The organism is Streptomyces sp. NPDC002577 (assembly GCF_053594815.1).
In genome coordinates this window covers 44,959-69,253 of the sequence record NZ_JBSFWK010000049.1, presented here as the reverse complement: position 1 = coordinate 69,253, position 24,295 = coordinate 44,959, and the positions used below count along the sequence as shown (strand labels likewise).

General features: G+C 68.5%; 18 protein-coding genes and 2 tRNA genes. 7 read left to right on the top strand and 13 right to left on the bottom strand.

What is annotated here, in order from left to right:
• Positions 1–366 precede the first annotated feature (366 nt).
• From ACWD4J_RS37170 to ACWD4J_RS37160, 3 genes are all read right to left on the bottom strand, one after another.
• On the bottom strand, positions 367–2,733 hold the full coding sequence (locus ACWD4J_RS37170; RefSeq protein ID WP_451399941.1) for an MFS transporter: 2,367 nt from the start codon (positions 2,731–2,733) through the stop codon (positions 367–369).
• Positions 2,734–2,907: 174 nt separating this feature from the next.
• Positions 2,908–2,980, bottom strand: a tRNA-Arg gene (locus ACWD4J_RS37165).
• A gap of 263 nt (positions 2,981–3,243) precedes the next feature.
• Positions 3,244–3,334: transfer RNA gene (locus tag ACWD4J_RS37160), tRNA-Ser, on the bottom strand.
• Between the two features lie 227 nt (positions 3,335–3,561).
• Here ACWD4J_RS37160 and ACWD4J_RS37155 point away from each other — a divergent pair.
• From ACWD4J_RS37155 to ACWD4J_RS37125, 7 genes are all read left to right on the top strand, one after another.
• Positions 3,562–4,026 (top strand): SSI family serine proteinase inhibitor, encoded by a 465-nt coding sequence (locus tag ACWD4J_RS37155; RefSeq protein ID WP_451399940.1) that lies wholly within the window; start codon positions 3,562–3,564, stop codon positions 4,024–4,026.
• Between the two features lie 374 nt (positions 4,027–4,400).
• A complete protein-coding gene (locus ACWD4J_RS37150; RefSeq protein WP_451399939.1) occupies positions 4,401–9,005 on the top strand; it encodes a PAS domain-containing protein in 4,605 nt (1,534 codons plus the stop codon).
• A gap of 241 nt (positions 9,006–9,246) precedes the next feature.
• Positions 9,247–10,677, top strand: coding sequence for a recombinase family protein (locus tag ACWD4J_RS37145; protein ID WP_451399938.1), 1,431 nt, complete (start codon positions 9,247–9,249; stop codon positions 10,675–10,677).
• 440 nt (positions 10,678–11,117) lie between these two features.
• Positions 11,118–11,285: a hypothetical protein gene (locus tag ACWD4J_RS37140; protein ID WP_451399937.1), complete on the top strand. Its 168-nt coding sequence runs from the start codon at positions 11,118–11,120 to the stop codon at positions 11,283–11,285.
• Positions 11,286–11,287: 2 nt separating this feature from the next.
• Positions 11,288–11,890 carry a hypothetical protein gene (locus ACWD4J_RS37135; RefSeq protein WP_451399936.1) on the top strand — a complete coding sequence of 201 codons (603 nt, stop codon included), beginning with the start codon at positions 11,288–11,290 and terminating at the stop codon, positions 11,888–11,890.
• A 1,088-nt stretch (positions 11,891–12,978) separates the two neighbouring features.
• The gene (locus ACWD4J_RS37130; protein ID WP_451399935.1) at positions 12,979–14,190 is read left to right on the top strand and encodes a phage major capsid protein; all 1,212 of its coding nucleotides are present in this window, start codon (positions 12,979–12,981) and stop codon (positions 14,188–14,190) included.
• A gap of 124 nt (positions 14,191–14,314) precedes the next feature.
• Positions 14,315–15,508, top strand: a complete 1,194-nt coding sequence (locus tag ACWD4J_RS37125) for a phage portal protein (RefSeq protein ID WP_451399934.1) — start codon at positions 14,315–14,317, stop codon at positions 15,506–15,508.
• Positions 15,509–15,676: 168 nt separating this feature from the next.
• Here the strand turns inward: ACWD4J_RS37125 and ACWD4J_RS37120 are convergent, their stop codons facing one another.
• From ACWD4J_RS37120 to ACWD4J_RS37075, 10 genes are all read right to left on the bottom strand, one after another.
• Positions 15,677–15,904 (bottom strand): DUF7848 domain-containing protein, encoded by a 228-nt coding sequence (locus tag ACWD4J_RS37120; RefSeq protein ID WP_451399945.1) that lies wholly within the window; start codon positions 15,902–15,904, stop codon positions 15,677–15,679.
• Between the two features lie 261 nt (positions 15,905–16,165).
• The gene (locus ACWD4J_RS37115; protein ID WP_451399933.1) at positions 16,166–16,999 is read right to left on the bottom strand and encodes a helix-turn-helix domain-containing protein; all 834 of its coding nucleotides are present in this window, start codon (positions 16,997–16,999) and stop codon (positions 16,166–16,168) included.
• Positions 16,996–17,520: a DUF6879 family protein gene (locus ACWD4J_RS37110; RefSeq protein WP_451399932.1), complete on the bottom strand. Its 525-nt coding sequence runs from the start codon at positions 17,518–17,520 to the stop codon at positions 16,996–16,998. The genes ACWD4J_RS37115 and ACWD4J_RS37110 overlap by 4 nt, the downstream gene beginning before the upstream one ends.
• Entirely contained in the window at positions 17,504–17,695 is a 192-nt protein-coding gene (locus tag ACWD4J_RS37105) for a hypothetical protein (protein WP_451399931.1), read from the bottom strand. Before ACWD4J_RS37105 ends, ACWD4J_RS37110 begins: the two co-directional genes overlap by 17 nt.
• Before the next feature lie 194 nt (positions 17,696–17,889).
• Positions 17,890–19,569 carry a long-chain fatty acid--CoA ligase gene (locus tag ACWD4J_RS37100; protein WP_451399930.1) on the bottom strand — a complete coding sequence of 560 codons (1,680 nt, stop codon included), beginning with the start codon at positions 19,567–19,569 and terminating at the stop codon, positions 17,890–17,892.
• Between the two features lie 107 nt (positions 19,570–19,676).
• Positions 19,677–20,297: a SigE family RNA polymerase sigma factor gene (locus tag ACWD4J_RS37095; RefSeq protein ID WP_451399929.1), complete on the bottom strand. Its 621-nt coding sequence runs from the start codon at positions 20,295–20,297 to the stop codon at positions 19,677–19,679.
• Between the two features lie 224 nt (positions 20,298–20,521).
• Positions 20,522–21,688, bottom strand: coding sequence for a lipid-transfer protein (locus ACWD4J_RS37090; protein ID WP_451399928.1), 1,167 nt, complete (start codon positions 21,686–21,688; stop codon positions 20,522–20,524).
• Entirely contained in the window at positions 21,685–22,164 is a 480-nt protein-coding gene (locus tag ACWD4J_RS37085; RefSeq protein ID WP_451399927.1) for a MaoC family dehydratase, read from the bottom strand. The genes ACWD4J_RS37090 and ACWD4J_RS37085 overlap by 4 nt, the downstream gene beginning before the upstream one ends.
• On the bottom strand, positions 22,161–23,306 hold the full coding sequence (locus ACWD4J_RS37080) for an acyl-CoA dehydrogenase family protein (protein WP_451399926.1): 1,146 nt from the start codon (positions 23,304–23,306) through the stop codon (positions 22,161–22,163). The genes ACWD4J_RS37085 and ACWD4J_RS37080 overlap by 4 nt, the downstream gene beginning before the upstream one ends.
• Position 23,307: 1 nt before the next feature.
• A complete protein-coding gene (locus ACWD4J_RS37075; protein ID WP_451399944.1) occupies positions 23,308–24,264 on the bottom strand; it encodes a bifunctional MaoC family dehydratase N-terminal/OB-fold nucleic acid binding domain-containing protein in 957 nt (318 codons plus the stop codon).
• Between the last annotated feature and the right edge of the window lie 31 nt (positions 24,265–24,295).

Sequence of the window (24,295 nt, the reverse complement as noted above, 5' to 3'; positions counted from 1 at the left end):
CACGGCCCAGCCGTCCCGCGTCCGGATGCGTGCGCTGAGCGCCATCCCGTTCTCTCCTTGCGTGGTCTGGCGGCACCTCGTCCACCACACATGTGCGGCGGGGCGCCGTACCCCCCTGATCCCCCAGCCGAACCCCGGCCTCGCGGCCGGGACGGCCCGGAGCCCTATTCGAGCCCTACTCCCCTCAGAAACCCCGGCCTCGCGGCCGAAGCCCTGCTCCCGTTCGGAAACCCGGCCTCCGGCCGGTCCGCAGGGGCCGTCCCCTGCCCACTGCGACCCGGCCGGAGGCCTCCCGAACCGGCCCGGACGAGCTCCCTCCGCTCGAGGTGCCCGCGCGGGCCGGGGTCCGGTGGACCTGTCGGCGAACTACTCGCCGGCGTGGGCGAGTTCGATGTCGTGGTCGTCGACACCGCCGCCGGAGACGGTCACTCCGGTCGCCCGCGGCGGGTAGCCGGTCGCGATGACCGTGTACTCCCCGCTGTCCAGGTCCGAGAAGGCGTACGCCCCGTCGAGGCCCGTCGTCGTCGTGGCGACCACGTTGCCCGCCGCGTCCACCAGCGTGACGCGCGCGTCACCCAGCGGTGCGCCCGCGCCGCGCACGGTGCCCCGCACCTGCGCTCCCGGCCGGAGTTCGACCTCTATCCGCGTGGTCCCGGCGCCACCGATCTCGACGGGCAGGGCCAGCGGCCGGTGCTTGGCCGAGTTGACCGCGACGGTCACCGTGCCCGGCACCAGTTCGGAGATGGTGAACTCGCCCAGGGTGTCGGTCTGCCCGGTGGCCAGGACGTCACCGCGGACGTCGGTCACGATGACCACGGCCCCGGCGACCGGGACCCCGCTGTCCGAGGACCGCACCACACCGGCCAGACCACTCGTACCGCTCAGCAGGACGTCGTACGCGACGGGTTCGTCGTCGACGGTGATCGTCGAGGCCTGCGGCTGGAAGCCGTCGGCGGAGGCGATCAGGACGTAAGAGCCCGCGCTCGGCGCGTCCAGGCCGTACGAGCCGTCGCCGTGCGCGACCGACCGGCCCAGCTGACGTCCGCCGAGCGAGATCAGAGTCACCGCTGCTCCGGCCACGGGCACGCTCTCCGCGCCACGGACGAATCCGCGGACCGGGATCCCTCCACCGGCACCGTTGCCCTCAGCGGTCGCGACCGAGGCCAGCGCCGCCGCGGGCTGCACGCGCTGTGCGAGCGCACCCTGGGACTGCAGAGCGGCGACCGACGGGCTCGGCGCCGTCTTCACGGCGGCGGCCACGGCCGGCTCCCCGGCGGACGGCGTCGTGGACGCGGGGACCTCAGCCCCGGCGGCGGCCGGCCGCTGGCGCGGGATGAACGCGGCGAGGGCGAAGGAGAGGAGCGCGGCACCGCCGCCGACGGCCAGGACGGTACGGAAGCCGTTCTCGGAGGGCAGGGCGATGCCACCGAGGTCGGTGGTCATCTGCGCCAGGATGACGCCGGCGACCGCACTGGCGACCGAGGTGCCGATGGACCGCATCAGGGTGTTCAGGCTGTTGGCGGCACCCGACTGGGACACGGGCACCGCGCCCATGATGAGGGCGGGCATCGCCCCGTAGGTGAAGCCGATACCGGCGCCGATGACGCAGGAGACCAGCACGAAGTGCCAGACCTCGTCCATCAGCACGATGTTCAGCCCGTAGCCCGCGGCCACGATCAGAGCGCCGACCATCAGGGTCACCTTCGGGCCCTTGGCCCTCGAGAGGGCGGCGGAGATCGGGGCCGTGGCCATCATCACCAGGCCGTTCGGCGCCATGACCAGGCCGGCGGTGAGCATCGTCTTGCCCAGACCGTAGCCGGTCGCCTCAGGCAACTGTAGGAGCTGCGGAAGGACCAGGGACATCGAGAACATCCCGAAGCCGAGGGCGATCGAGGCGAGGTTCGTGAACAGCACCTGACGGCGCGCGGTGGTGCGCAGGTCCACCAGCGGCTGCGCGGTACGCAGCTCCCACCAGCCCCAGACCAGCAGGACGACGACCGCGGCGGCGAACAGGCCGAGGGTCGTGCCGCTGTCCCACCCCCAGTCGGCGCCCTTGGAGATCGCAAGGAGCAGGGAGATCAGACCGGCCGCCATGCCGATGCCGCCGACCAGGTCGAAACGCCCGCCGGTGCGCACCTTGGACTCGGGCACGAGGCTCACGACGAGCACGGCGGCGACGACGCCGAGAGCGGCCGAGGTCCAGAACAGCACGTGCCAGTCGAAGTTGTCGGCGATGAAGGCCGCTGCGGGCAGACCGAGGGCGCCGCCGACGCCGAGCGACGCGCTCATCATCGCGGTGGCGGAGCCGAGCCGTTCGGCGGGCAGCTCGTCGCGCATGATGCTGATGCCGAGCGGGATGACACCGGACGCCAGGCCCTGCAGGGCGCGTCCGACGATCATCGGGGTCAGGGCGTCGCTGAGCGCGGCCGTGACCGATCCGGCCACCAGCATGACCAGGCTGACCAGGAGCATGCGGCGCTTGCCGTACATGTCTCCCAGCCGCCCCATCATCGGGGTGGCCACGGCGGCGGCGAGCAGCGTGGCGGTGACGGCCCAGGCGGTGTCCGACGACGAGGCGTTCAGAAGCTTCGGGAGCTCCGGAACGATCGGAATGACCAGGGTCTGCATCAGCGAGACCACGATCCCGCCGAAGGCCAGGACCGCCACGACGGTATTGGCCCGCGGCGCTGCGGACTCCCCGTCGTCGGCGGATCGGGAAAGGGCATGGGACATGGGACGAGCCTCCGTGTGGACGAGCTGGGACGCGCGACATTCACGGTAGGTCAATTGATTGACTTAAGCAACTGTTGTGGGATCTCGGGTCGCGCCGTGAAGGATTCGTCGAGGGGAGTTCACTTGAACGCAAACGCAAGAGGCCCCGGATCTCTCCGGGGCCTCTTGTCTGTGTGCACTCGGCAGGATTCGAACCTGCAACCTTCTGATCCGTAGTCAGATGCTCTATCCGTTAAGCTACGAGTGCTTGTGTTCTGTTGTGTTGTTCGCTCTTCCTCCCGGGCTTTTCGGCCCGGTCGGCGTTGCGGGAACAACATTACATGAACGTCGGCCTGAGGCGAAATCCGCATCCCGCACCCCATCTGACCTGCGCAAACGATCAGACAGCGGCCGAACGGGGCCGGGGCGGCGAGGCGCGCGCAGCCCAAGATCCTCCGAACAAACCGCCAAGCCCGCCCCCGAGAACGCCCGAAGCCCCGGTCGGACGACCGGGGCTTCGGGATCAAGGAGCGGAGGCGGAGGGATTTGAACCCTCGATGGGCTTTAAGGCCCAAACCGCATTAGCAGTGCGGCGCCATAGACCGGACTAGGCGACGCCTCCAGCGCATCAGCCCGCGCAAGCGCGAGTAGGTGCGTGCAGATGATGACACAGCCAAGCGGGGTGTCACCAATCGGTTCCCACGGTACTAGGCAGGTGGGCCGCAGGGCAAAGCACCGCCGCACCGCAACGTCGCGGCGCGCAGGGCGTTGAACGGGCAGAGCCGTGCGCCGCGCGGACCCGCACAGAGTCGTGCGCGGCGCCTACCCGCACACCCGTGGAGCCTCGTCATGCTGCGCCGCCTCGCCTTCACCGCCGCCGCCTCCGCCGCCGTCTCCGCCGCCGCGCTGGCCGCAGTGCCCACGGCGGCCGCCGCCGGCACCGATCCGCTGCCACTGCCCACGCTGATCACCGCGCCAGTTACCGCGCCGGACCAGCTGACGATCACGGTCCAGGGCGCGGGCGGTGGTACCGATGGAACGTATGAGCTGAAGTGTGGGCCGGCGGGCGGTACGCATCCGAATCCGGCCGGAGCCTGCCTGCGGCTGGACGAGCAGGCGGCGGAGGGCCGCGATCCGTTCGCGCCCCGGTCGCCGGGCGCCATCTGCACCATGCAGTACGGCGGCCCGGCCACCGCCCACGTCACGGGTGTCTGGCACGGGCGGCGCGTCGACGCAACGTACAACCGGGGTGACGGCTGCGAGGTCGCGCGGTGGGACGCGATCGTGCCGGTGCTGCCGGCCGTCCGGGCGTAGCCCCACCGCTGTCCGGTGGTAGCCGGGCAGTTCGGTCCTGGTGCTGGTCCTGTGTCCTGGTCCTGTGTCCTGTGTCCTGTTCCTGTTCCTGTTCCTGTTCCTGTTCCTGTTCCTGTTCCAAGATCGGCGACCCGCGGTGGTCCGGTCGTGGCCCATCGTGCGATTGTCGGGCAACCGTCCGGTCATAGCCGGTGCGTCGGCAGGTCGGGGCCATGGTCACAGCATCTACGTGTCTTCTGCGTGCGACCTCCCTCTCATCCGGCGCCGCGAGCGCAACCACTGCCCGTAGACTCCCTCGCGTGACACGCCGCGGGCCGCGGGGCAAGATGGCCCGAGCGGTCGGCAAGGTGCTGTAACAGGGAGGAAGCGTCGTCGTGAGCAGCAGGCCATCCCGAGGCGCTGCTCGCCTCGCAGCCATACTCGATGCACTGCCGGACGCCCTCGTCCTGGTCAACGCCAACGGCACCGTCGTCAACGCCAACACCATCGCCCTGCAGACCTTCGAGGCCCCCGGCACGGCGCTCGTCGGGCGTGGACTGCTCGATCTGCTGCCCGAGTTCGACTCCCGGCTGATTCCCGGGTCCATGCGGCGGCCCGTCACCGCGGACGCACAGGGACGCACCAAGCCCACCCGGATGATCGCGCGGCGCACCGACGGCACCGAGTTCCCCGTCGAGGTCAGCAGCGCCAACCTGGAGAACGGCCAGCAGGCGTACGACAGCCATGCCTACACCGGCGACGAGCTGCTGATGCTCGTCGTACGCGATCTGACCGGGACCGTCGACACCGAGGCCGAACTGGCGCGTTCGCAGCGGCAGACAGAGATGATCCTGCGGGCCGCGTCCGAGGGTGTGGTCGGGACCGACACCGATGGGCGGGTCGTCCTCGTCAATCCCGCCGTCGCACAGATCCTCGGCTACCGGGCCAGCGACCTCGGCGGACAGCAGCTGCACACGCTGGTCCTGCACTCGCGCGCCGACGGCGAGCCCTTCCCGTACGAGGAGTCGCCGCTCGCCGACACGCTCCGGTCCGGGCGCAAGCACCGGGTGCGCGGGCAGGTGCTCTGGTCCAAGAGCGGCGACAAGGTGCCGGTCGATCTGACGACCTCGCCGGTGCGGGACGGGGACCAGCTCGTCGGCGCCGTGCTGACGTTCACCGACCGCAGGCCGTACGAGGCCCTCGCCGCGAAGAAGGAGGAGGCTGCCCGGAAGCACGCGGAGGAGCAGGAGACCGCGGCCCGGCAGCACGCGGAGGAGCTCGCGCAGGCCGAGCAGGAGCACGCCGAGGAGCTCGCGGGGATCGCCGAGCGGCACGCGGAGGAGCTCGCCGCCGACAAGGAGCGGTACGCGGCGCTGGCCGAGCGGGAGAAGGACCGTTTCGAGGAGCTGGCGGCGCGGCACGAGCAGCTGCTCGCCGTGCTGGGCGGATCGCTGCGCGGGCCGCTGGAGGAGCTGCGGCGCGAGCTCTCCATGCTGGCCGCCGACGACGCGGGCCAGTTGTGGCCCGAGGCGAACCAGATCCTGCACCACCTGGCCGCCGGATACGCGCGCATGACCACGCTCGTCGACAACGTGCTCGCCTACCAGCGGCTCGACGAGGGCGCGGAGCAGATCGCCAAGCGCACGGTCATGCTCGACGGGGTCGTGGCCGCCGGTGTCGAGGGGGCGATCGAGCTGATCGGCCCCGGGCGCGCGCAGTTCGCCGTGCACGCCCCGCCGCTCGAGGCCGAGGTCGACCCGGGGCGGCTCGCGACGGCGCTCGCGCATCTCGTCGCCGATGTCGCGGGCGTCGACGCCACGGGCAACGCGCCTGTCTCGGCAGGCGGTTACATGGACTCGACGGTCGTCGTCGCGGCGGCGCAGCGCGGCGAGGTCGTCCGTATCGAGGTGCGGGGTCCGTACTCCGGCGGGGACGCGGTGCACCAGCCGATCGTGCAGGGCATCGTGCGCGCGCACGGCGGTGTGCTGCAGACGCACGAGGTGCCGGGCATGAGCGGCAGCGCGTACGTCCTCGAGGTGCCGATCGGGGGCGGGGCGGGGACGGTCCCTGCTGTGCCCGCGCATCCGATGGCCGAGGCGGCCGATGCCGGGGACGCCGGTTCCGGTGCTGTCGAGGCCGGTACGGAGACCTCCGGTACCGACTCGGGGCAGGCGGGCGCGACCGCGATGGTGCCCGCACAGGCGGGCGGCGGGCGCCGGCGGGCCCGGCGATCCTCGGTGGACGCGTTCCTGGACGGGCCCGGCGGGTCCGGCGAGTCCGGTGCGCAGGGGCCCGGCGCCGACGGTTCCGGCTCGGCGGCGGACGGCGGGGCCGTGCCGACCGGGCGGCGGCGGGGACGGCGCGCGGAGGAGCCGGCGGACGCCGGGGACCCGGCACAGCTGCAACTGCCTGCTCAGGCTTCGGGCCCGTCCGGCGGTACGGGACGGCGCCGCGGACGGCCGAGCGCCGCGGAGGGCGCCGTGGTGACCGCGGCCGAGCATGCGGCCGGGTCGGCGGCGCTCGGTGAGACGGTGCCGCCCCAGGGCGTACCGGTGCCCGCCGGCCGACGTGCTCGGCACGACGACGAACAGCGCGCCCTGCCCGCTCTGCCTGCCGCGTCGACGGCGGCTCAGGGAGCTGAAGGAAGCGGTGAGGGACCGGCAGCGTCGGCAGGCGACGAGTCCGGGTCCGGGTCGGGTGAGCCCCTTGGGGCCGTCCCGCCCGCCGGGCTGAGCGCGCCCGGGGCCCCCGGTGCGAACGGGGTCGCCGGGAACGGCGGCGGCACTTCGGGTTCCGGCACCGAGCAGCCCACGGGGCGTCGTGCCCGGCGGGCACTGGCGGCTGCCACGGATCGGGCCGCCGTGCAGGACGGGCCCCGTGCCGTCTTCGCGCTGCCGCCCGCCGAGGCCGACCGGACTCCGGGCGCCGACGACGACTCCGGGCAGCACGCGACGGCGCTCCACGACCCGGACGACGACCACACTCCGCCGCAGCCCCATCCGACCTCTGCACCGACGGGACGCCGCCGGGCCCACCGCGCCGCTCCGGCCGAGCAGGAGCCCGACGCGGCACAGGTGCCGGGACACGCGCAGATCCCGGGACAGCAGAGCGTCACGCACGGTCGGCAGATGCCGGCGCCGGTGCCGGGTGCGGCCCCCGTGGCCGCTCAGGTGCCCGGAGCGGCGGAGGCTGCCGGAGCCGGACCGGTGCCTGCGACGACGTCCGGTGTTCCCGCTCAGAACGCTGCTCACACCCAGGCCGCGCAGCAGCCTCAAGCGGCGCAGCACGCTCAGGCTGCGCACCCCGCGCGCAACGGGCAGTCCCTGCAGACGGCCCGCTCCCTGCCCGCGGCTCAGCCCTGGTCCGACGGCGCAACGCCCGCTTCCGGCACGCCTGCTCAGGGCCCCGCCGCCACGCACAACGGGCAGCCGATGTCTGCCCCCTCCGCCAAGCCGGTCCGGCCGACCCCGGCAGGACCGGACGGAGAGCCTGCCCAGCCCTCCCCGGCAGCCGTTCAGCCCTGGCCGAACGACGGAACTCCCGACCCGCAGCACGCACAGCCCCCGGCGCCGCAGCCCGCCGACGCGCCGAACGGCCCGACGGCCCGCGGCCGCGGCGTCGCACTGCCGCCGGGGCCCGGGGCCCAGCCGCGGGCCGCCCAGCCGTTGCCCGCCGAGGCGCCGACCACTGACCCGAACTCGCCCCAGGGGCGCGCGATCAGCGTCCGCACGCTGGGACAGGGCGTACCGTTCGGCCGCCAGATCGCCGAACAGCAGCGCTCGCAGGGCAGGCCGGGGACCCAGCCGGTCCCGGGACTTCGCACCCCGCAGCCGCTGTCCTCCTCTCTGCAGACGCCGCAGGCCCAAGTGGACCGGCAGGTCCCCGCAGCCACGCCCGGGGCACGGGCGCAGACGCCTCCGCAGGCTGCTGCCGCGCGTTCGCCGCAGCTGCCCGCCCTGCAGCCGGCACCTGCGCACCAGCAGCAGACGACGCCTCCGCCCGCCAACCCCACGGGCTCGGGCCGCCGCCGCAAGCTCGCCACCCCGCCCGAACCGAGCGACGACCGTCCGGAGACGGCGGCCCGGCCGCACCCGGGAGCCACCGGGCCCGCACACCAGCCGCAGTCACGGCTGGCCACGTCCACGGAGGGCGCCGGCCGCTCGTACGCCATCGGGGCGCCCGACGAGGACGCCGACGAAGGTCCGGAGCCGCTCGACGGCCCCGGCGGCGCCATCGAGATCGCCGACCAGCCCGTGCCGCAGCCGATGGACGACGAGTTGCCGCCCGAGCCGCTGGACAACCCGCGCCGCCTTCTCGTCTGGCCCGCGCCCGACGTCTCCACGCAAGCGGCGCTGAGCGACCGCGGCTACCGGCCGGTGATCGTGCACTCCCGCGAGGAGGTCGACGCGCAGATCGCGGCGTTCCCGGCCGCGCTCTTCGTCGACCCGCTGACCGGCCCGATCACGCGTACGGCGCTGCAGTCGCTGCGCCAGGCCGCCGTCGCCGCCGAGGTGCCGGTGCTGGTGACGGCAGGGCTCGGCCAGGCGACGCGCGAGGCGGCGTACGGCGCCGACCCGGCCGTACTGCTGAAGGCCCTGGCGCCGCGCGACAGCGAGCAGCATCCGCCGCGCGTCCTGCTCATCGAGGAACACGCGGAGATCGCGCTCGCGCTCACCGCGACGCTGGAGCGGCGCGGCATGCAGGTCGCGCGGGCGGAGGACGACGCGGACGCGGTGACGCTGGCGTCGCAGATGCGGCCGAACCTGGTCGTGATGGACCTGATGCAGGTACGCCGCCGGCACGCCGGGATCGTCGACTGGCTGCGGGCGAACGGGCAGTTGAACCGCACCCCGCTCGTCGTCTACACCGCGGCCGTCGACCAGGCCGAACTGCCGCGGCTCGCCGCCGGAGAGACGGTTCTGTTCCTGGCGGAGCGCTCGACCAGCGACGAGGTGCAGAGCCGCATCGTGGACCTGCTGGCGAGGATCGGCACGAACTGACCACGAAATGACGGCGGGCGGGCACCCGGTGCCCGCCCGCCTCAGTCCGTACCGGAATCTGTCCTGGTCAGATCCGTGTGACGTCCAGCTCGCCGTCCGCGTACTGCCTGCGCAGCACCTTCTTCAAGAACCTGCACTTACCACCGTAGTTGTGCGGTAGCCTCCTGCCCTGCGATCACTGCAGGTCAGGCTGCGAAGCCTGCCACTTGTACGACGCCCGGCAGGGCGGGGAGGAGTCAAGGTGGTTGTGCGGCTCGGGGGGTACGCCCGGATCAGTCTCGACAAGGACGGCGAAGAGCTGGGCGTGGAGCGCCAGCGCCGCGACTACCGGCAGGTTGCCGGGGTACGGCCCGGCTGGGAGGTGGCGCGCGACTACATCGATAACGACGTAAGCGCCTTCAAGCGCAACGTTGTTCGCCCCGAGTTTGAACGGCTCCTAGTAGATCTCCAGTCCGGTGTCATTGACGGCGTAATCGCCTATGACCTTGACCGGTTGGCCCGACAGCCGCGTGACCTCGAACGGCTCATCGACGTTTTCGAGGATCGGCCGGAACTGGTCTTCTGCACGGTCACGAACGACATTGACCTGTCGACGTCGGACGGGCGGACGATGGCACGGGTCATGGTGGCGTTCGCCAATAAGGCCAGCGCCGACACTGGTAGGCGCGTGGCCCGTAAACATCGTGAGCTTGCAGATGCTGGGAAGAACGGCGGCGGGTTCCCGCCGTTTGGTTGGAAGGCTGATCGGATCACGGTTGACCCTGTGCAGGCTGCTCTGATCACCAAAGCCCACGATGACCTGTTGGCAGGCACGCGCTTGTCGACGATTGTGCGTGAGTGGCAGGCCAAGGATGTGCAAACGTCGCGGAACACGGGTAAGCAGATAACCCGTGTTGCGGTGAAGAACATTCTTCGTAACCCGCGCTTGGCTGGATTCCGTGCGGTGAAGGGTAAGAAGCACGTCGGCCCGGACGGTAAGCCGGTCATGGGAGTCTGGGAGCCGATCTGCACCCCTGAGAAGCTTGACGCCGTTGTTGCCGTTCTTGAGGGCGTTAAGTCGCAGTACAAGGCGCACAACATGAGCAATAACCATAAATATATGCTCAGCGGGATCCTTCGTTGCGCCGAGTGCGGTACACGAATGGCGGCGAACATGCGCTCTTCATGGAAAGAAGGCAGCAAGGGAAGCCGTTTCACCTACCGCTGCCCGGCCGCCAAAGATGGTGGTTGCGGAAAGGTCTCTCGGGCCGGTGAACCGCTCGACCAACACATTATCAATTTGATTCACGACGCCGAGGCGAGGCTGAAGGCACCCGCGTCCGATACTGCTGAATGGCCGGGGGCGGCCCGTTTGGCTGAAGTTGAGCAGGAGATCAGCGAACTGATTTCTGCGATGAACGGGAAGAAAATTTCAGCCGCTACGGCTATTGCAATGCTAGAGCCGCTGGAACGGGAACGCGATGAACTGGGATACGAGCGGAACCGGCATACCGTCGAGCAAGTGAAGACCTCGGCGGCGACGATTGACCTGTCGGAAGAGTTCGAGCGCCTACCCATCGAACGTCAGCGGGCTGTGGTGATGAAGCACATAAGGGCGATCGTGGTCCACCCTGCTGGCCGGGGTGCCCGCAAGTTCAATCCTGATCTACTCGACGTTGTATGGGCCGCCTAGCGTCCGGCTGAATGACTGATGGCCCCTGCCTACCCGGCAGGGGCCATCGTCGTCTCCTACTGCTTCCGCTGCAACTGATAGCCGTAGGCGCGGTACAGCTCTCTCGTCCAATTCTCGTCCCTAACCGGGGCGGCGGCTAGCTGACGCTCTATCCATGCACTCATCTCCGGGGCGCGCTCCTCAACAGGCGTATAGCGACTCAATGCTGACTGTCTCCCTTCGTCGTTTGTTGCCGGTGGGGACACCTTGCATCCATACCCCCTGGCGAAGTCAAAGCAATGTTTAAACGGGCTGCGCGTGGGAGCGTTTAAACAGCCTTACTTGAAACCGCCACCCTGCCAGAGATACACCTAGACCAATCCATCACTTATGGCCCCGGCCGAGTCCTGTGCGGCACAGCGGGGCTTCTTTACGCCTTTCGCGCAGGAATGCGGAGAAACATGAAAAAGCGAACTGTCTTCTTCGAAGGCGCCTACTTCGAGGCGCCCGAGGAAATCTCTGTCGAGCAGTGGCTCATAGCCATCAAAGCCGATCCCCGCTCCGATGACGGAATGAAGGAATGGGCCGCTCGGCTTGCCGCCACCTTCGCGAAAGCCGGGGTGCGCTAGCCGTGGCCAACCGCTCCGAGAATGCTAAGGCACGGCACGGCCAATGGGTTTTCACCCTGGCGACTGCCGAGCCGCCCGAGGCTGACGTACTCAAGGCGCACAAGCTCACCCGCAAGGACGCCTGGCCTAACTTCACTCGTTTTCTGATTGCCATTGGCACCCATTGGGGCACCTGGGGCGAGGATATATATCCCTCGCTGGACCGCATCGAGGAAGCCACGGGCATTGACCGCTCCAAGGCTGACCGATGGCTAAAGGTCGGCGTGTCCCTTGAATATCTCGCCGTGGCCCGTGAAGGGTCCCGGGGAGTTGCCACCACCTACCGAATCACCCTGCCTGGAGAGAAGACCGAGAAGGCCCCTCAGAGGGCCTCTCGCAAGCCTCCCGTACCGAGGCAGGGCAAGGCTCCAGAAAGCCCGCCTAAATCGGTTCCAGAGCCCGAGAAGCCTGCCGATGCCATTACGTGGGATGACCTGTCTATGGATGCTCGGGCCGTGTTCTTCTGGCGCTCCGCCGAGTGGGAAAAACTCTGGAAGCCGGAGTATGGGCCGTTCGAGGCCGCCGTTAGCGCGGCCCTGATCGAGAACCCTTCCCTTCGGGTCTAGCTCTCCCTGTCTCACAGAAGCAGGATCTATGAGATAGAGCAGCAGTACCGCTGTCTCACAACAGCGGTACTGCTGTCTCATGACTCCACCTTCGCTGTCTCACAACTACGGGGTTTGTGAGACGTAACTAAGAACTATTAACTACAGGCACCTTCGGTGCCTGTTAGCTACGAACTCCGTCCGTAGCTATGCCCTGGCGGTCGAAAGGTCCGAAAGGGAGTCAGGCAACCCTATCGGGGCCTGACTACAGCCAAGGCTGAAGCTCGAAGCCGTGAGCGGACTGAGAGCTGAGAGATAGAGACCTCCTTCGGCTCTGAAGCCTGCGGAGTCTTTACCCGCCAAGGTAGAAGCGAACGACTCCCGAGAGGGAGTCGGAGCGAACGAAGGAAGCTCCTTCGCATTTGGCTGTTGAGCCTGGCCGGCTGAGGCATTCGGAGCCGATAGCCGGGATTGAGACATAGACCGGCCTAGGCAGTCATCTGCGGCCCCTACAGGGCCGGGTCTGCTCCTTCGCGCCGCTCACTGATTCCAGCGACTGTCAGGGCCTGTCACGGCCTTCTGGCCGTGACGACCCCCGGGGCTGATATGAGACTTTCCGGGCACTTTCTCTAGACCCGCAGCCTTTCCTGAAACTTTTGCGCCCGCAGATTAGCCCGAACTGGTGGGAGGTTGTGACCGTCCCTTAACTCACCGTAGTTGTGCTCCTGAATGGCATCAGTCATCGAATTGATGTGTGCAATCGGCCGTTGTAACGGTTCTTTAGTCAGTGCCAGGTTCACCAGGGGCATTGCACGCCCCTGGGACACGACTAAGGAGCCAATGTGATCGAGCTGACATGTTTTTTCTGCGCCAGCTTCTTCCCTGCTCCGTTTCGCCCCGGCGCGAAGCCGCGCTACTGCTCCGATACCTGCCGCAAGCAGGTCGCCCGAGGGCGACGCCTTAAGCGCGCACATGAGCGAGCGCACGAACGGCATCTACGGATCATCGAAGACATAGCCCGCAACGGCTAACCAAATAACAGCGCACACCTAGCGGCCCCTGGCTTTGCCAGACGGGCCGCTTTTTCATGCCTAAATCAGGAGACCAGAGTGAAGCTCGCCTTGCGAGAAATGTTTGACGACGCCGAGGCGCGAGAGCGCGGCCTTACAGCTGGTGAGATCGCCTACGTCATAAACAACACCCCGCCCCGTTCTGAGTACAGAACCGAGATCGTCGCCATGATCAATGGCGGTAAGGCCAGTACTCCCGAGGGTCGCGCGGCTCTCCGCACTCTGATGGAGGAGTCCGAGCGCCGGTCGGATACTTCCGAGATTCCTGCGGCCGAGAGCCCGAGTCTGGAGGACCGCCAGGCCGAGACGCGCTCTTTCGCACAGAAGCTTGGTTCGGCTGCCCTGCCTTCGTCTCGGGCCGAGCAGGAGGACGGCTTTCGCGGACTTCTGCCGAGCCTGGCCGAGTACCGCGCCCTTCAAGAGGCCGTCCCGACGGACGGCGGCTATCTGGTCCCGAAGGCCACGGCGAACACCTACTTCGACAAGTTGCGCGCTGACAGTGCCTTCCTGCGTGGACTGCCTGCGTCCAACATCATTCAGTTCGACACGGCGGAGCTGGTTCTGCCCGGTATTGCTTCGTCATCTACCCCCGGATATGTGGACGAGGGCGCTGCGATTCCCGAGGGAACCATGGCTTTCGCCGGTGTGACTCTGACGGCGAAGGCGATTAAGGAACTGCGGTTCGCTTCGAACGAACTCCTTGCCGACTCCGCCGTGGACCTTCGGAACATGCTCGGTGACGACATGCTGAAGAGTGCGGCTGGCCGGATTGACGCAGACGCCTTCAACGGCGCTACCACCAATCCCGTAAAGGGAATCATCGGGCAGGGCGTGACTACGACCCTCGGCGCGGGCAAGCTCCCGTCGTTCGATGATCTGGCCGACGCGATTACTCGCATCGAGTCGGCGAATGGCAACCCTACGGTTATCTTCGCATCTCCGGACGTAGCCGCCGCGCTGCGAAAGGAGAAAGCGAGTACTGCGGGTACCTATCAGGGTGGCACCCCCACCAGTACGCCGTTCACGGATATTTGGGGTCTCCCGCTGCTGGTGTCCTCGAATGTCCCGGCGAAGCATGCGATCGTCTGTGACGCGTCGCGCGTCTTCTTTGGAATCCGCAGCCAGGCGTACATTAACGCTTCCGAGGATTTCCGCTTCGACCGCGACCAGGTCACGTACCGGATTGTGGTGCGCGTGGCCGGAACTTCCGTTGCCGAGGCTTCGAGTGTTCAGGCCGTAAAGGGAAGCTAGCAGATTCCTGGCCGCCCGGATTTACGTCCGGGCGGCCGTTTTATTGGAGATACAACGTGAAGTATTTGATTCGGGCGCTGCGTAAGCGCGCAAGGATGGCAGTGGGCCAGATCGAAGGTTGGCTGTGAGTCTCTTCACCCGAATGTTCGGCCGCTACTCGCAGCCTCTCTCGCTGTTCGGGAACGGCCGCGATGACTCCCTGTCGGGGTTGCGGCCCCGAACCTTCTCGGGGCGCTCCGTTACACGGGAAAGCTCGCTTCAGCTCGTCGCGGTCTATGCGTGCCAGTCGCTCATAGCCGATGGGATCAGCATGCTTCCCGTCGATCACCTGACGAAGGTTAACGGAATACGGAAAAAGCTGGAAGGTCGGAAGTCCCCGGCTTGGATTCACCAGCCCAATCCTCACCAGACCACTTACGAGTTCTGGCACCGTGTCGTCACGTCGCTTCTCTCTGACGGAAATGCGTTCATCGCGACCGACCGAGACGCCAGCGGCAACGTCACCGCCCTGTACTGTCTGCATCCACAGGATGTGGATATTATCGACGGCCCTGTAGGTGCGAAGGCTTTCCGAGTTGGCGGAGAGGAACGACTCTTCGACACCTCGCAGATCCTACATATTCCAGCTTTCGCCGTTCCTGGAAAGTCTCGCGGCCTTTCTCCTCTCGACGTGGCACGGGAAGCTATCGGCCTGGGCCTGACTGCCCAGGAATTCGGTACTCGCTTCTTTGAGCAGGGAACCACGATGACGGGTGTCATCGAGCATCCGGGCGCCCCTCGGCCGGATGAAGCGAAGCTTCTCCGCGAAATGTTCCGGAAGACTCACGCTGGTGTAAAGAACTCTCACAGCGTTGGCGTTCTGACCGGTGGCGCAAGCTTTAAGCCCATAACCATTGCTCCCGAGCAGGCGCAGTTTCTTGAAACTCGGCGATTCCAGAAGTCGGAGATTGCGCTTCTGTACCGCATTCCTGCCTACCTGGTAGACAGCTCGGTTACGTCGACATGGGGCAGTGGCATCGAGGAACAGAACAAGTTCTTCGTAGATCAAACTCTGATGCCGTGGATTGTGCGTATCGAGCAGGCCGTTTCAACGTTCCTGCTGCCGCCCGGTGAGTACATCCGCTTTAACGTCGACGCTCGCCTTCGGGCGAAGACGAAGGACCGGTACGAGGCTTACGCCGCGGCGATCAACAATGGCTTCATGTCCCGTGACGAAGTTCGCGCCTTGGAGGACCTTCCGCCGCTTCCCAACGGCCAGGGGGCGGGTTTCGTACAGCCGTTGAACATGGCGCAGATTGGCGGGCAGACGACCGCTTAGAGCGGACGGACGGCTGTCTGAGCGCCGGAACGACGCCGACCCCTGCCGACTACGGGGGAAGCCGACAGGGGCCAGCGCAGGGGCGCATGGTCGCTCATGCTGCGCCCCTTCCGGCGCGCCTTGGAGTTGTGTTGCTTGCCGTCCCTCGGCGCGCCGGTGGCCTGTCGGTCAATCAGCGCGGACCACCATGGCAAAGGAAGTGCAGATGCGCCGGAATCCTTTGTGTCCGCTCCGGCCGGTGTGGCCCATGCAGTCGACATCAACGGCCGCCGAATCCGTGGACGGCTGCGCCGTCCACTCGCACCAAAGGCACTCTGCTTCGTACGTCACGTCTGTATCCGGGTGCTGGGTGATCCGGTGTAGGACGTGACGGTACGCCGCTCGAACGGCGCCCATCACGCGCCCCTGTGTGGATGCGCTGCTAGCTCCACATTGCAATCCGTTACCGTCGAAAAGTCGCCCTTGGCCCTTGCCTCGGCACGCTGCTTATCCAGCGCCACACAGACGCCGCACCCCTCTGCCGGTTTCGGAGGGTCGGGAGGGAGCGACAGGTGAACGGGCGGTCCCATCGTCGTCTTTGTGTCGCTCATCGCTGAGTGCCTCCCCGACTGAATCGCTACCGTGGTAGGCAATGGTTCCCTGGCCGGCGAACTCCGCCTAGCCGGTTTCCTGTTCACGCAAGAAGTCGTCTCGGATGCTTTCCACCATGGCGCGCATGGCATCGCCGGATAGCGCCATGGAGGCGAACCCTTCGAACTTGCGCGCATAGAGTTCGATGTCTCTAGGGTCGGTCACGATGACCTCGGCGTGAACTGTCTCGACGGTCACCGTTCTCTCATCCCGGATGACGAACGCATGATTCGCTATGTCCTGCTTGGCTCCCGCGAGCGGCACGACGCGAATGTCTACGTGATTGAGCCGTGAGGCGGAAATGATCCTGTCGAGTTGGCCAGCCATCACGGCGGGCGGAACGATGCACCATCGAAGTACAGGTTCCGTGATTATGAAGCGGAACCTTTTGCTTGCGTCGTAGAGAACCCTTTGGCGCTCCAGCCGTGCGCTGGTGGTGCGCGCTACTGCCTCGCTGGTCATGTCGCCGTGCCGCGAGAGAACGGCGTGAATGTACTCGGGTGTTTGGAGTAGCCCAGGAACCAAAGCAGGCTGGAAAAGTCGCAGTACGGCCATCTGTGCCTCTAGGGCCTGCGTCTGCTGCTGCTTCCGGTGGAACCCCAATCTACCGATGAGGCGCCACGCGGTGGCTTCTGTGGCCGCTGCGCGGGCCACGGCCATGTATTCGGCCTTGACCTCTTCAGAAACGCCTATGGTGCGCAGGATCTGCTCTACGTCGATGACGGAGGGCGCGAGCTTGCCCGTTTCGATCTTCGACAGCTTGGATGCACTCATGGCCGCGCCACGGGCAACGGCTTTGGCCTCCATTCCGGAAGCTTGCCTGAGTGCCCGCAGCGCGGCCCCTAGCTGTCCTTTGTTCACTCCCCGTACTTCGCCCACCATTCGGGGAACGGCGTGGCATGAGCCATGGCCGTATCTCTGTAGGAACGGAACTCGCCTGCACGATCATCGGGGAGCACGTCGGCCCCGAGGAAGGAACCGTCTTCCGCGTAGTTCATGACTGCCGGGGTGGCGGTGTCGAAGAACCAGAAGTCCGGAGCTTCTTCGAGGGGGTTTGGCTTCTCCGTTGTGTCGAGGATGAAGAACTCTTCTCCGGCTGTCGCGTTCTTCTGGTATCCCCACCCGAGTTCGAAGCGGAGATACGGGGTGAGCGGCCGAGACAGGATGTGCACCCGGTACATGCGCTTACCGCTGTTGGTGGCGGCGCGCACGGTGTCCACCCATTCCTGGTTGTAATCCTCCGGCTGAGGCTCCCCGGCGAGGAACGCGCGAAGGTCATCCGCAGCGCGTGGAATGTTGTAGTGGGCCAGGATTTCGAGCCGGAACGCTTCCCTCTCGAAAGTATCGAAGAGGGTCCCCAGGCTCCTAGATGAGCTGGTCACGCACAGCCTTCCTGAGAAGCTCGGCCGGGATCTCCACCACGGATTCCCCTTCGGGGATGGTCAGTCCGTGGTCGGCAGTCACGGCGCCTTGGACCAGGAACGTGCCCCGGTCCGTGCTGTACAGCGTCGGACAGTCGCTCCGGTCGCAGGTTCCGACAAGCTTCGTGACTCGCACGGTGCCCCCTTGGTGAGTGCTGGTGTCGCGTTTGATGCTCCCGAGGCTGAAGGCTTGGCCGCAAGGGGCACGGGTTTCCGAGACAGGAAACTGCGACGGGAGATCACCGTGCGGGCGCAGGTACCGCAGCACGACGCCCCCGCCAGCACGGGGGCCAGCAGGGGCGGACAGGGTGCTGCAAGGCTCGGCCAAGGTCAGTCGAGCCGGGTCACGTCCAGCTCCCCCAACCTGTGTGATTCGCGAATCTTCTTCTTGTCGAACTTCCCCACGCTCGTCTTCGGCACCGCACCGAGGACCGTCCAGCGCTCGGGCAGCTGCCACTTGGCGATCTTGGCCTCGTCGGCGAGGAAGGTCCGCAGCGTCTCGAAGTCCGCGTTCGCGCCGTCCTTCAGCACCACGGTGGCGAGCGGGCGTTCGCCCCACTTGTCGTCCGGGACCGCGACGACCGCGGCCTCCGCGACGTCCGGGTGCGCCATCAGCGCGTTCTCCAGCTCGACGGAGGAGATCCACTCACCGCCGGACTTGATGACGTCCTTGGCCCGGTCGGTGAGCGTGAGGAAGCCGTCGGGGCTGATCGTGCCGACGTCGCCCGTCTTCAGCCAGCCGTCCTCGCTGAACTTGTCGGCCGGGCGGAACGGCTCACCGGCCGACCCGCCGTAGTACGCGCCCGCGATCCACGGACCGCGGACCTCCAGCTCGCCCGCCGACTCGCCGTCCCACGGCAGCCGTTCGCCGCCCGGTCCGGTCAGCCGGGCCTCGACGCCCGTGGGGAAACGGCCCTGCGTGACGCGGTACGCGAACTCCTCGTCGGTGCCCACGACATGGGCGGGCGGACGGGACACCGTGCCGAGCGGGGAGGTCTCCGTCATGCCCCAGGCGTGGCAGACCCGCATCCCCAGCTTGTCGAACGACTCCATGAGGGCCGGCGGACAGGCCGCGCCGCCGATGGTGACCTGTCCGAGCGAGCTGACGTCGCGCGGCTTGGCGTGGAGCTCGGCGAGCAGGCCCTGCCAGATGGTGGGCACGGCGGCCGCGTACGTCGGGCGCTCGCTCTCGATCATCTCGGCGAGCGGGGCGGGCTGCAGGAAGCGGTCCGGCATCAGCATGTTGACGCCGGTCATGAAGGTGGCGTGCGGCAGTCCCCAGGCGTTGACATGGAACTGGGGGACGACGATGAGCCCCGTGTCCCCGTCGGCCAGGCCCATCGACTGCGCCATGTTGACCTGCATGGAGTGCAGGTAGATGGAGCGGTGCGAGTAGACGACGCCCTTCGGGTCGCCGGTGGTGCCGGAGGTGTAGCACATGGCCGCGGCCTGGCGTTCGTCCAGCTCCGGCCAGTCGAAGGCGGTGGGCTTGCCCGCGAGCAGTTCCTCGTACTCGTGCACCTGGGCGCTCGCGCCGGCGAGGGCGGAGTGGTCGCCGGGGCCGGAGACGACCACGTGCTCGATCGTGGGCAGATGGGGGAGGAGCGGGGCGAGCAGCGGGATCAGCGAGCCGTTGACGATGACGACGCGGTCGGCGGCGTGGTTGACGATCCACACCAGCTGCTCGGCGGGCAGCCGCAGGTTGAGCGTGTGCAGGACGGCGCCCATGGAGGGGATGGCGAAGTAGGCCTCGACGTGCTCGGCGTTGTTCCACATGAGGGTTGCCACACGCTCGTCGCCCGTGACCCCGAGGTCGTCCCGCAGGGCGTGCGCGAGCTGGGCGGACCGTGCGCCGATCTCGGCGAAGCTGCGGCGCTGCGGCTCGCCTTCGCCGGTCCACGTGGTCACCTGGGAGGTCCCGTGGATCGTGGATCCGTGGAGAAGGATCCTCGAGATCAACAGCGGTACGTCCTGCATGGTGCTCAGCACGGCATCCTCCCGGGGCGGCATTGCCTACGCGGCAGTAAGGGTGGCGCAATTCTGCGCACATACCGCTCGGTATGTCACTAGCCCGGGGGATGATCGATCACGCGGTTGAGCAGCGTGACCAGCGTTGATCAGCGCACAGGTGCCAGCTCCGGGTCCTCCCGCAGCTTGCCGAGCGCCCGCGACACCGCGCTCTTGACCGTGCCGACGGACACGCCGAGCACCTCGGCCGTCTGGACCTCGCTGAGGTCCTCGTAGTACCGCAGGACCACCATCGCGCGCTGCCGGGCCGGCAGCTTCATGATCGCGCGCCACATCGCGTCCCGCAGCGCCTGGTGTTCTGCCGGGTCGCCGACCGGTACGGCCTCCGGCTCGGGAGGCTCGTCGCACACGAACTCGTCGACCCTGCGCTTGCGCCACTGTGACGTACGCGTGTTCACCAGGGCGCGGCGCACATAGCCGTCGAGGGCCCGGTGGTCCTCGATCCGGTCCCATGCGACGTACGTCTTCGTGAGCGCGGTCTGCAGCAGGTCCTCGGCGTCGCTGGGGTTCCCGGTCAGCGAACGTGCCGTGCGCAGCAGCACGGGGCCGCGGGCCTGGACGAACGACGCGAACGACGGGTACGCCGAATGTGCCGCCGCCGTATGTACGGTATGCCCTGGATGTGCCAAGTGCGGTGCCGGGTGGCCCTGGTGTGCCGCGTGCGCCTTTCCCGCGGCCTTGGATGCGCTGGTGCAGACAGGCGTGGTCATGGCTCCACGCTAGGAGCGACCCCGCCCGCGGCGGATCGGCCGGAGGTGCCGAAGACCTGTCCTGCTCAGGTTGTAGGGCTGAGGTCATCCCCACCTCCTGGAGATGGAGGAGAAGAAGGGGGAGTACTCAGGGTTCACTACTGCGAGGGGAATCCCCTGGCAGTACGGGAACCGGGTGTCCGCTGTGCCGGACGGCGGTCCGGGCCTGCGTCCCTCACTCCCCCTCAGCCGTCCGCCGCCAGGATCAGACCCGATGTGGGCACGCCCGTACCCGCCGTGACCAGGACCCGGGCGGCGCCCGGTATCTGGTTCACCGATGTGCCGCGCACCTGCCGGGCGGCCTCCGCTATGCCGTTCATCCCGTGCAGATACGCCTCACCGAGCTGCCCGCCGTGTGTGTTCAGCGGCAGCCGCCGCTCGGCGACGAAGTCTGCTGCCTCCCCCGGTTTGCAGAAGCCGAACTCCTCCAGCTGCATCAGTACGAAGGGAGTGAAATGGTCGTACAGGATCGCCACGTCCACGTCCCCGGTCGTCATCCCCGAGCCGCCCCACAACTGGCGCGCCACCACGCCCATCTCGGGCAGTCCCGTGAGGTCGTCGCGGTAGAAGCTCGTCATCTGCTCCTGGCCGCGCCCCGCGCCCTGGGCCGCGGCCGCGATCACCGCCGGCGGCCGCGGCAGATCGCGGGCGCGCTCCACGGACGTCACGACGATCGCCTGGCCGCCGTCCGTCTCCTGGCAGCAGTCGAGCAGCCGCAGGGGCTCGACGATCCAGCGCGACGCCGCATGGTCCTCGAGCGTGATCGGCTTCCCGTGGAAGTACGCCGCAGGGTTCGTCGCCGCGTACGCACGGTCCATGACGGCGACATGGCCGAACGCCTCCGGAGTCAGGCCGTACGCGTGCAGATACCGCTGGGCCGCCATCGCCACCCAGGACGCGGGTGTGAGCAGCCCGAACGGCAGCGACCAGCCGAGCGCCGCCCCCTCCGCCGACGGCTCCCGGTGCTGCACGCCGGAGCCGAACCTCCGGCCCGAGCGCTCGTTGAACGCCCGGTAGCAGACGACGACTTCGGCCACGCCGGTGGCGACCGCGAGCGCCGCCTGCTGGACGGTGGCGCAGGCCGCGCCGCCTCCGTAGTGGATCCGGGAGAAGAAGGACAGCTCGCCGATGCCGGCCGCCTGGGCGACCGTGATCTCCGGGCTGGTGTCCATGGTGAAGGTGACCAGGCCGTCGACGTCGGCGGGGGTGAGCCCGGCGTCGTCGAGTGCGGCCCGCACGGCCTCCACGGCCAGCCTCAGCTCGCTGCGTCCCGAGTCCTTCGAGAACTCGGTGGCGCCGATCCCGGCGATCGCGGCGCGTCCGCCGAGGGTGTCCCGCCTGCGCAGGCTCATGCCGCACCTCCTGCCGTGTCGCCCGAGGGCGCGGCGGGCGGGCGGGAGTGCGGCGCGGCCGCGCGTGGGACGGTCACCGTCACCGTCCCCGTGACGTGTCTGCCGATGCCGTTCGCACCGACGACGCGGACCACGGAGGTCTCGCCGTCGGTCTCCTCGACCGTGCCGGTCAGCACCATGGTGTCCCCAGGGTGGTTGGGGGCCCCGAGCCGTATCGCCACCTTGCGGAGCACGGCCGCGGGACCGAAGTGGTCGGTGATGTACCGCCCGACCAGCCCGTTGATGGTGAGTATGTTCATGAAGATGTCGGGGGAGCCCTTCTGCCTGGCGAGCTCCGCGTCGTGGTGCACGTCCTGGTAGTCGCGCGATGCGATGGCACCGGCGACGATCAGCGTGCGGGTGACCGGAATCTCCAGCGGCGGAAGTTCGTCGCCACGGCTGAACACACGACCGGGTTGTCCGCTGCCCGCGTTCATGTCCGGTCTCCGCCCTTCGCGATCACGTCGCCCAGTTCCTCCAGCACCTGGCTCCCGGGGCCCAGATAGGCGTCCAGCTGCCGCCCCCACAGGAAGTGCCGGTGCACGGGATGGTCGAGGTCGGCGCCCGTGCCGCCGTGCAGATGCTGGCCCGCGTGGACGACGCGCTTACCCGCCTCGGACGCCCACCAGGCGGCGGTCAGGGCATGCGTGGCGTACTCGAGCCCCTCGTCGCGCCGCCACGCCGCTTCGTACGTCGTGACCCGTATCGCCTCGGTGTCCATGTACGCGTCTGCGGCGCGGAGTTGGACGCCCTGTTTCGCGGCGAGGGGCTTGCCGAACTGCTCGCGGGCGCCTGTGTGCGCCACGGCGCGCGCGAGCGAGCCCGCGCACACTCCGGCCTGCAGCCCGGCGAAGGCCGTGCGGGCGATGGCCAGCATGTCCCCGTACGCGGATGCGGCGCCGGGCGGCGGCTCCCCTGTCCGCCCGGACCGAACCCGCCCGGCCTCCCGCGCCTGCCCGGCCCCCGGCGTCCGCCCGGCTCCGAGCCGCTCGGCGGGCGTCCCGTCCAGGGTCAGCCGTCCCGCCGACCAGGGTGCGGTCAGCTCGACCGGCTCGGTCAGCGCGTCGGCGGTCCGCACCAGCCACAGGACGTCGTCGGCGTCGACGACCAGGACATACGTGGCGTCGCGCAGCCACGGAACCCAGGGCACCGTCCCGCTCAGGGCGCCCCGCACGCCATGCGCCTCCCCGCTTCCCGGCGCACCCCCCGCCGCCCGCAGCGAACCGCGCGGCGCCAACGCACCCGTGGCGACCGCCGTGCCGTCCCGCAGCCCTGGCAGCAGCCGCTCTCGCTGCTCCTCCGTGCCGTACGCGGCCACCGCCAGCACCCCGTACACACAGGTCGCGGCGAACGGCACCTGGGCCGTCGTCCGTCCCTGCTCCTCCAGCATCAGCACCAGCCCGAGGAGCCCGGTCTCCTCGACCGCGCCCGGCAGGCCGGCCGCGCACAGCGCCTTCCACAGCTCCGCGTCGGTGCCGCCGCCGGCCGCGGCCAGCCGCTCCGGCGTCGACAGGTCGCCGAAGATCTGGGCGGCGAGCTCTCGGGCAGCCGCCTGTTCCGGGGTGGGAGTGAAGTCCATGTCAGACCGCCCCTCCTGCGACCGGCCCGGCCGTGTCCTCGGTCGTGTCCTCGGCCGTGTCCTCGGCCGCGCGGAAGACCGGCAGCTCCAACCCGTCGTCCACGCGCAGGAATTCAAGGCGTACCGGCATCCCGATCCGTACCTTGCCGGGCGCCACCCCGACCACGTTGCTGACGATCCGCACCCCCTCCGCCAGCTCGATCAGCCCCACCGCGTACGGAGGGTCGAAGGCGGGGAAGGGCGGGTGGTGCATCACGACGTAACTGAAGACGGTGCCCTCGCCGCTCGCCTCGACCGGGTCCCAGTCCTGCCCGCCGCATGCGTTGCACCCCGGCAGCCAGGGGAAGCGCGGTGTGCCGCACGCGCGGCAGCGCTGGACGAGCAGCCGGTGGTCCGAGACTCCTTCCCAGAACCCGGCGTTGTCCCGGTTGATCACCGGACGGGGCCGCCGCGGCTTCGGCTCGCCGGGCTGGCGTAGGCCGGTTGCCCGGCGGGCCGCCGGCGCGTACTTGAGGATCCGGAACCTGTGCGTCCCGGCGAGCTCACCGTCCGCCCTGACGTCCATCCGCGTCGTGACGAAGTGCCCCGTCCCCAGCTTGGTCGTCTTCCGCTCCGAGACCGACTCGATCACCGCGTCGAAAGTGATCTCGTCCCCCGGCCGCAGCGGCCGCAGATACTCCTGCTCGCAGTCGGTGGCGACCACCGACGTGTACCCGGCGCCGTCCAGCAGGGCGAACAGCTCGTCGTACGCGGCGCTGCGCCCCGCGTGGCCGGAGAGGCCGGAGAGGCCGCCCATCGTCCAGGCCTGGAGCATGGTCGGCGGCGCGACGGCGTCCGGGCCCGCGTACGCCGGGTTGGTGTCCCCCATCGCCTCGCACCAGTGCCTGATCATCGGCTCGTTGACCCGGTCCCGGCCCACGCCGGCGACCGCGGCCGGCTGCCCCTCGTACGCCTTCAGCCGCTCGTACGAAACGCCGCTCGCCGTATCG

Excerpts from the sequence above, each read along its gene's own strand:
- ACWD4J_RS37170 (WP_451399941.1), bottom strand. The coding sequence starts at position 2,733 with ATGTCCCATGCCCTTTCCCGATCCGCCGACGACGGGGAGTCCGCAGCG.
- ACWD4J_RS37155 (WP_451399940.1), top strand. The coding sequence starts at position 3,562 with ATGCTGCGCCGCCTCGCCTTCACCGCCGCCGCCTCCGCCGCCGTCTCC.
- ACWD4J_RS37140 (WP_451399937.1), top strand. The coding sequence starts at position 11,118 with ATGAAAAAGCGAACTGTCTTCTTCGAAGGCGCCTACTTCGAGGCGCCC.
- ACWD4J_RS37120 (WP_451399945.1), bottom strand. The coding sequence starts at position 15,904 with ATGGGCGCCGTTCGAGCGGCGTACCGTCACGTCCTACACCGGATCACC.
- ACWD4J_RS37100 (WP_451399930.1), bottom strand. The coding sequence starts at position 19,569 with ATGCCGCCCCGGGAGGATGCCGTGCTGAGCACCATGCAGGACGTACCG.
- ACWD4J_RS37095 (WP_451399929.1), bottom strand. The coding sequence starts at position 20,297 with ATGACCACGCCTGTCTGCACCAGCGCATCCAAGGCCGCGGGAAAGGCG.
- ACWD4J_RS37090 (WP_451399928.1), bottom strand. The coding sequence starts at position 21,688 with ATGAGCCTGCGCAGGCGGGACACCCTCGGCGGACGCGCCGCGATCGCC.
- ACWD4J_RS37085 (WP_451399927.1), bottom strand. The coding sequence starts at position 22,164 with ATGAACGCGGGCAGCGGACAACCCGGTCGTGTGTTCAGCCGTGGCGAC.
- ACWD4J_RS37080 (WP_451399926.1), bottom strand. The coding sequence starts at position 23,306 with ATGGACTTCACTCCCACCCCGGAACAGGCGGCTGCCCGAGAGCTCGCC.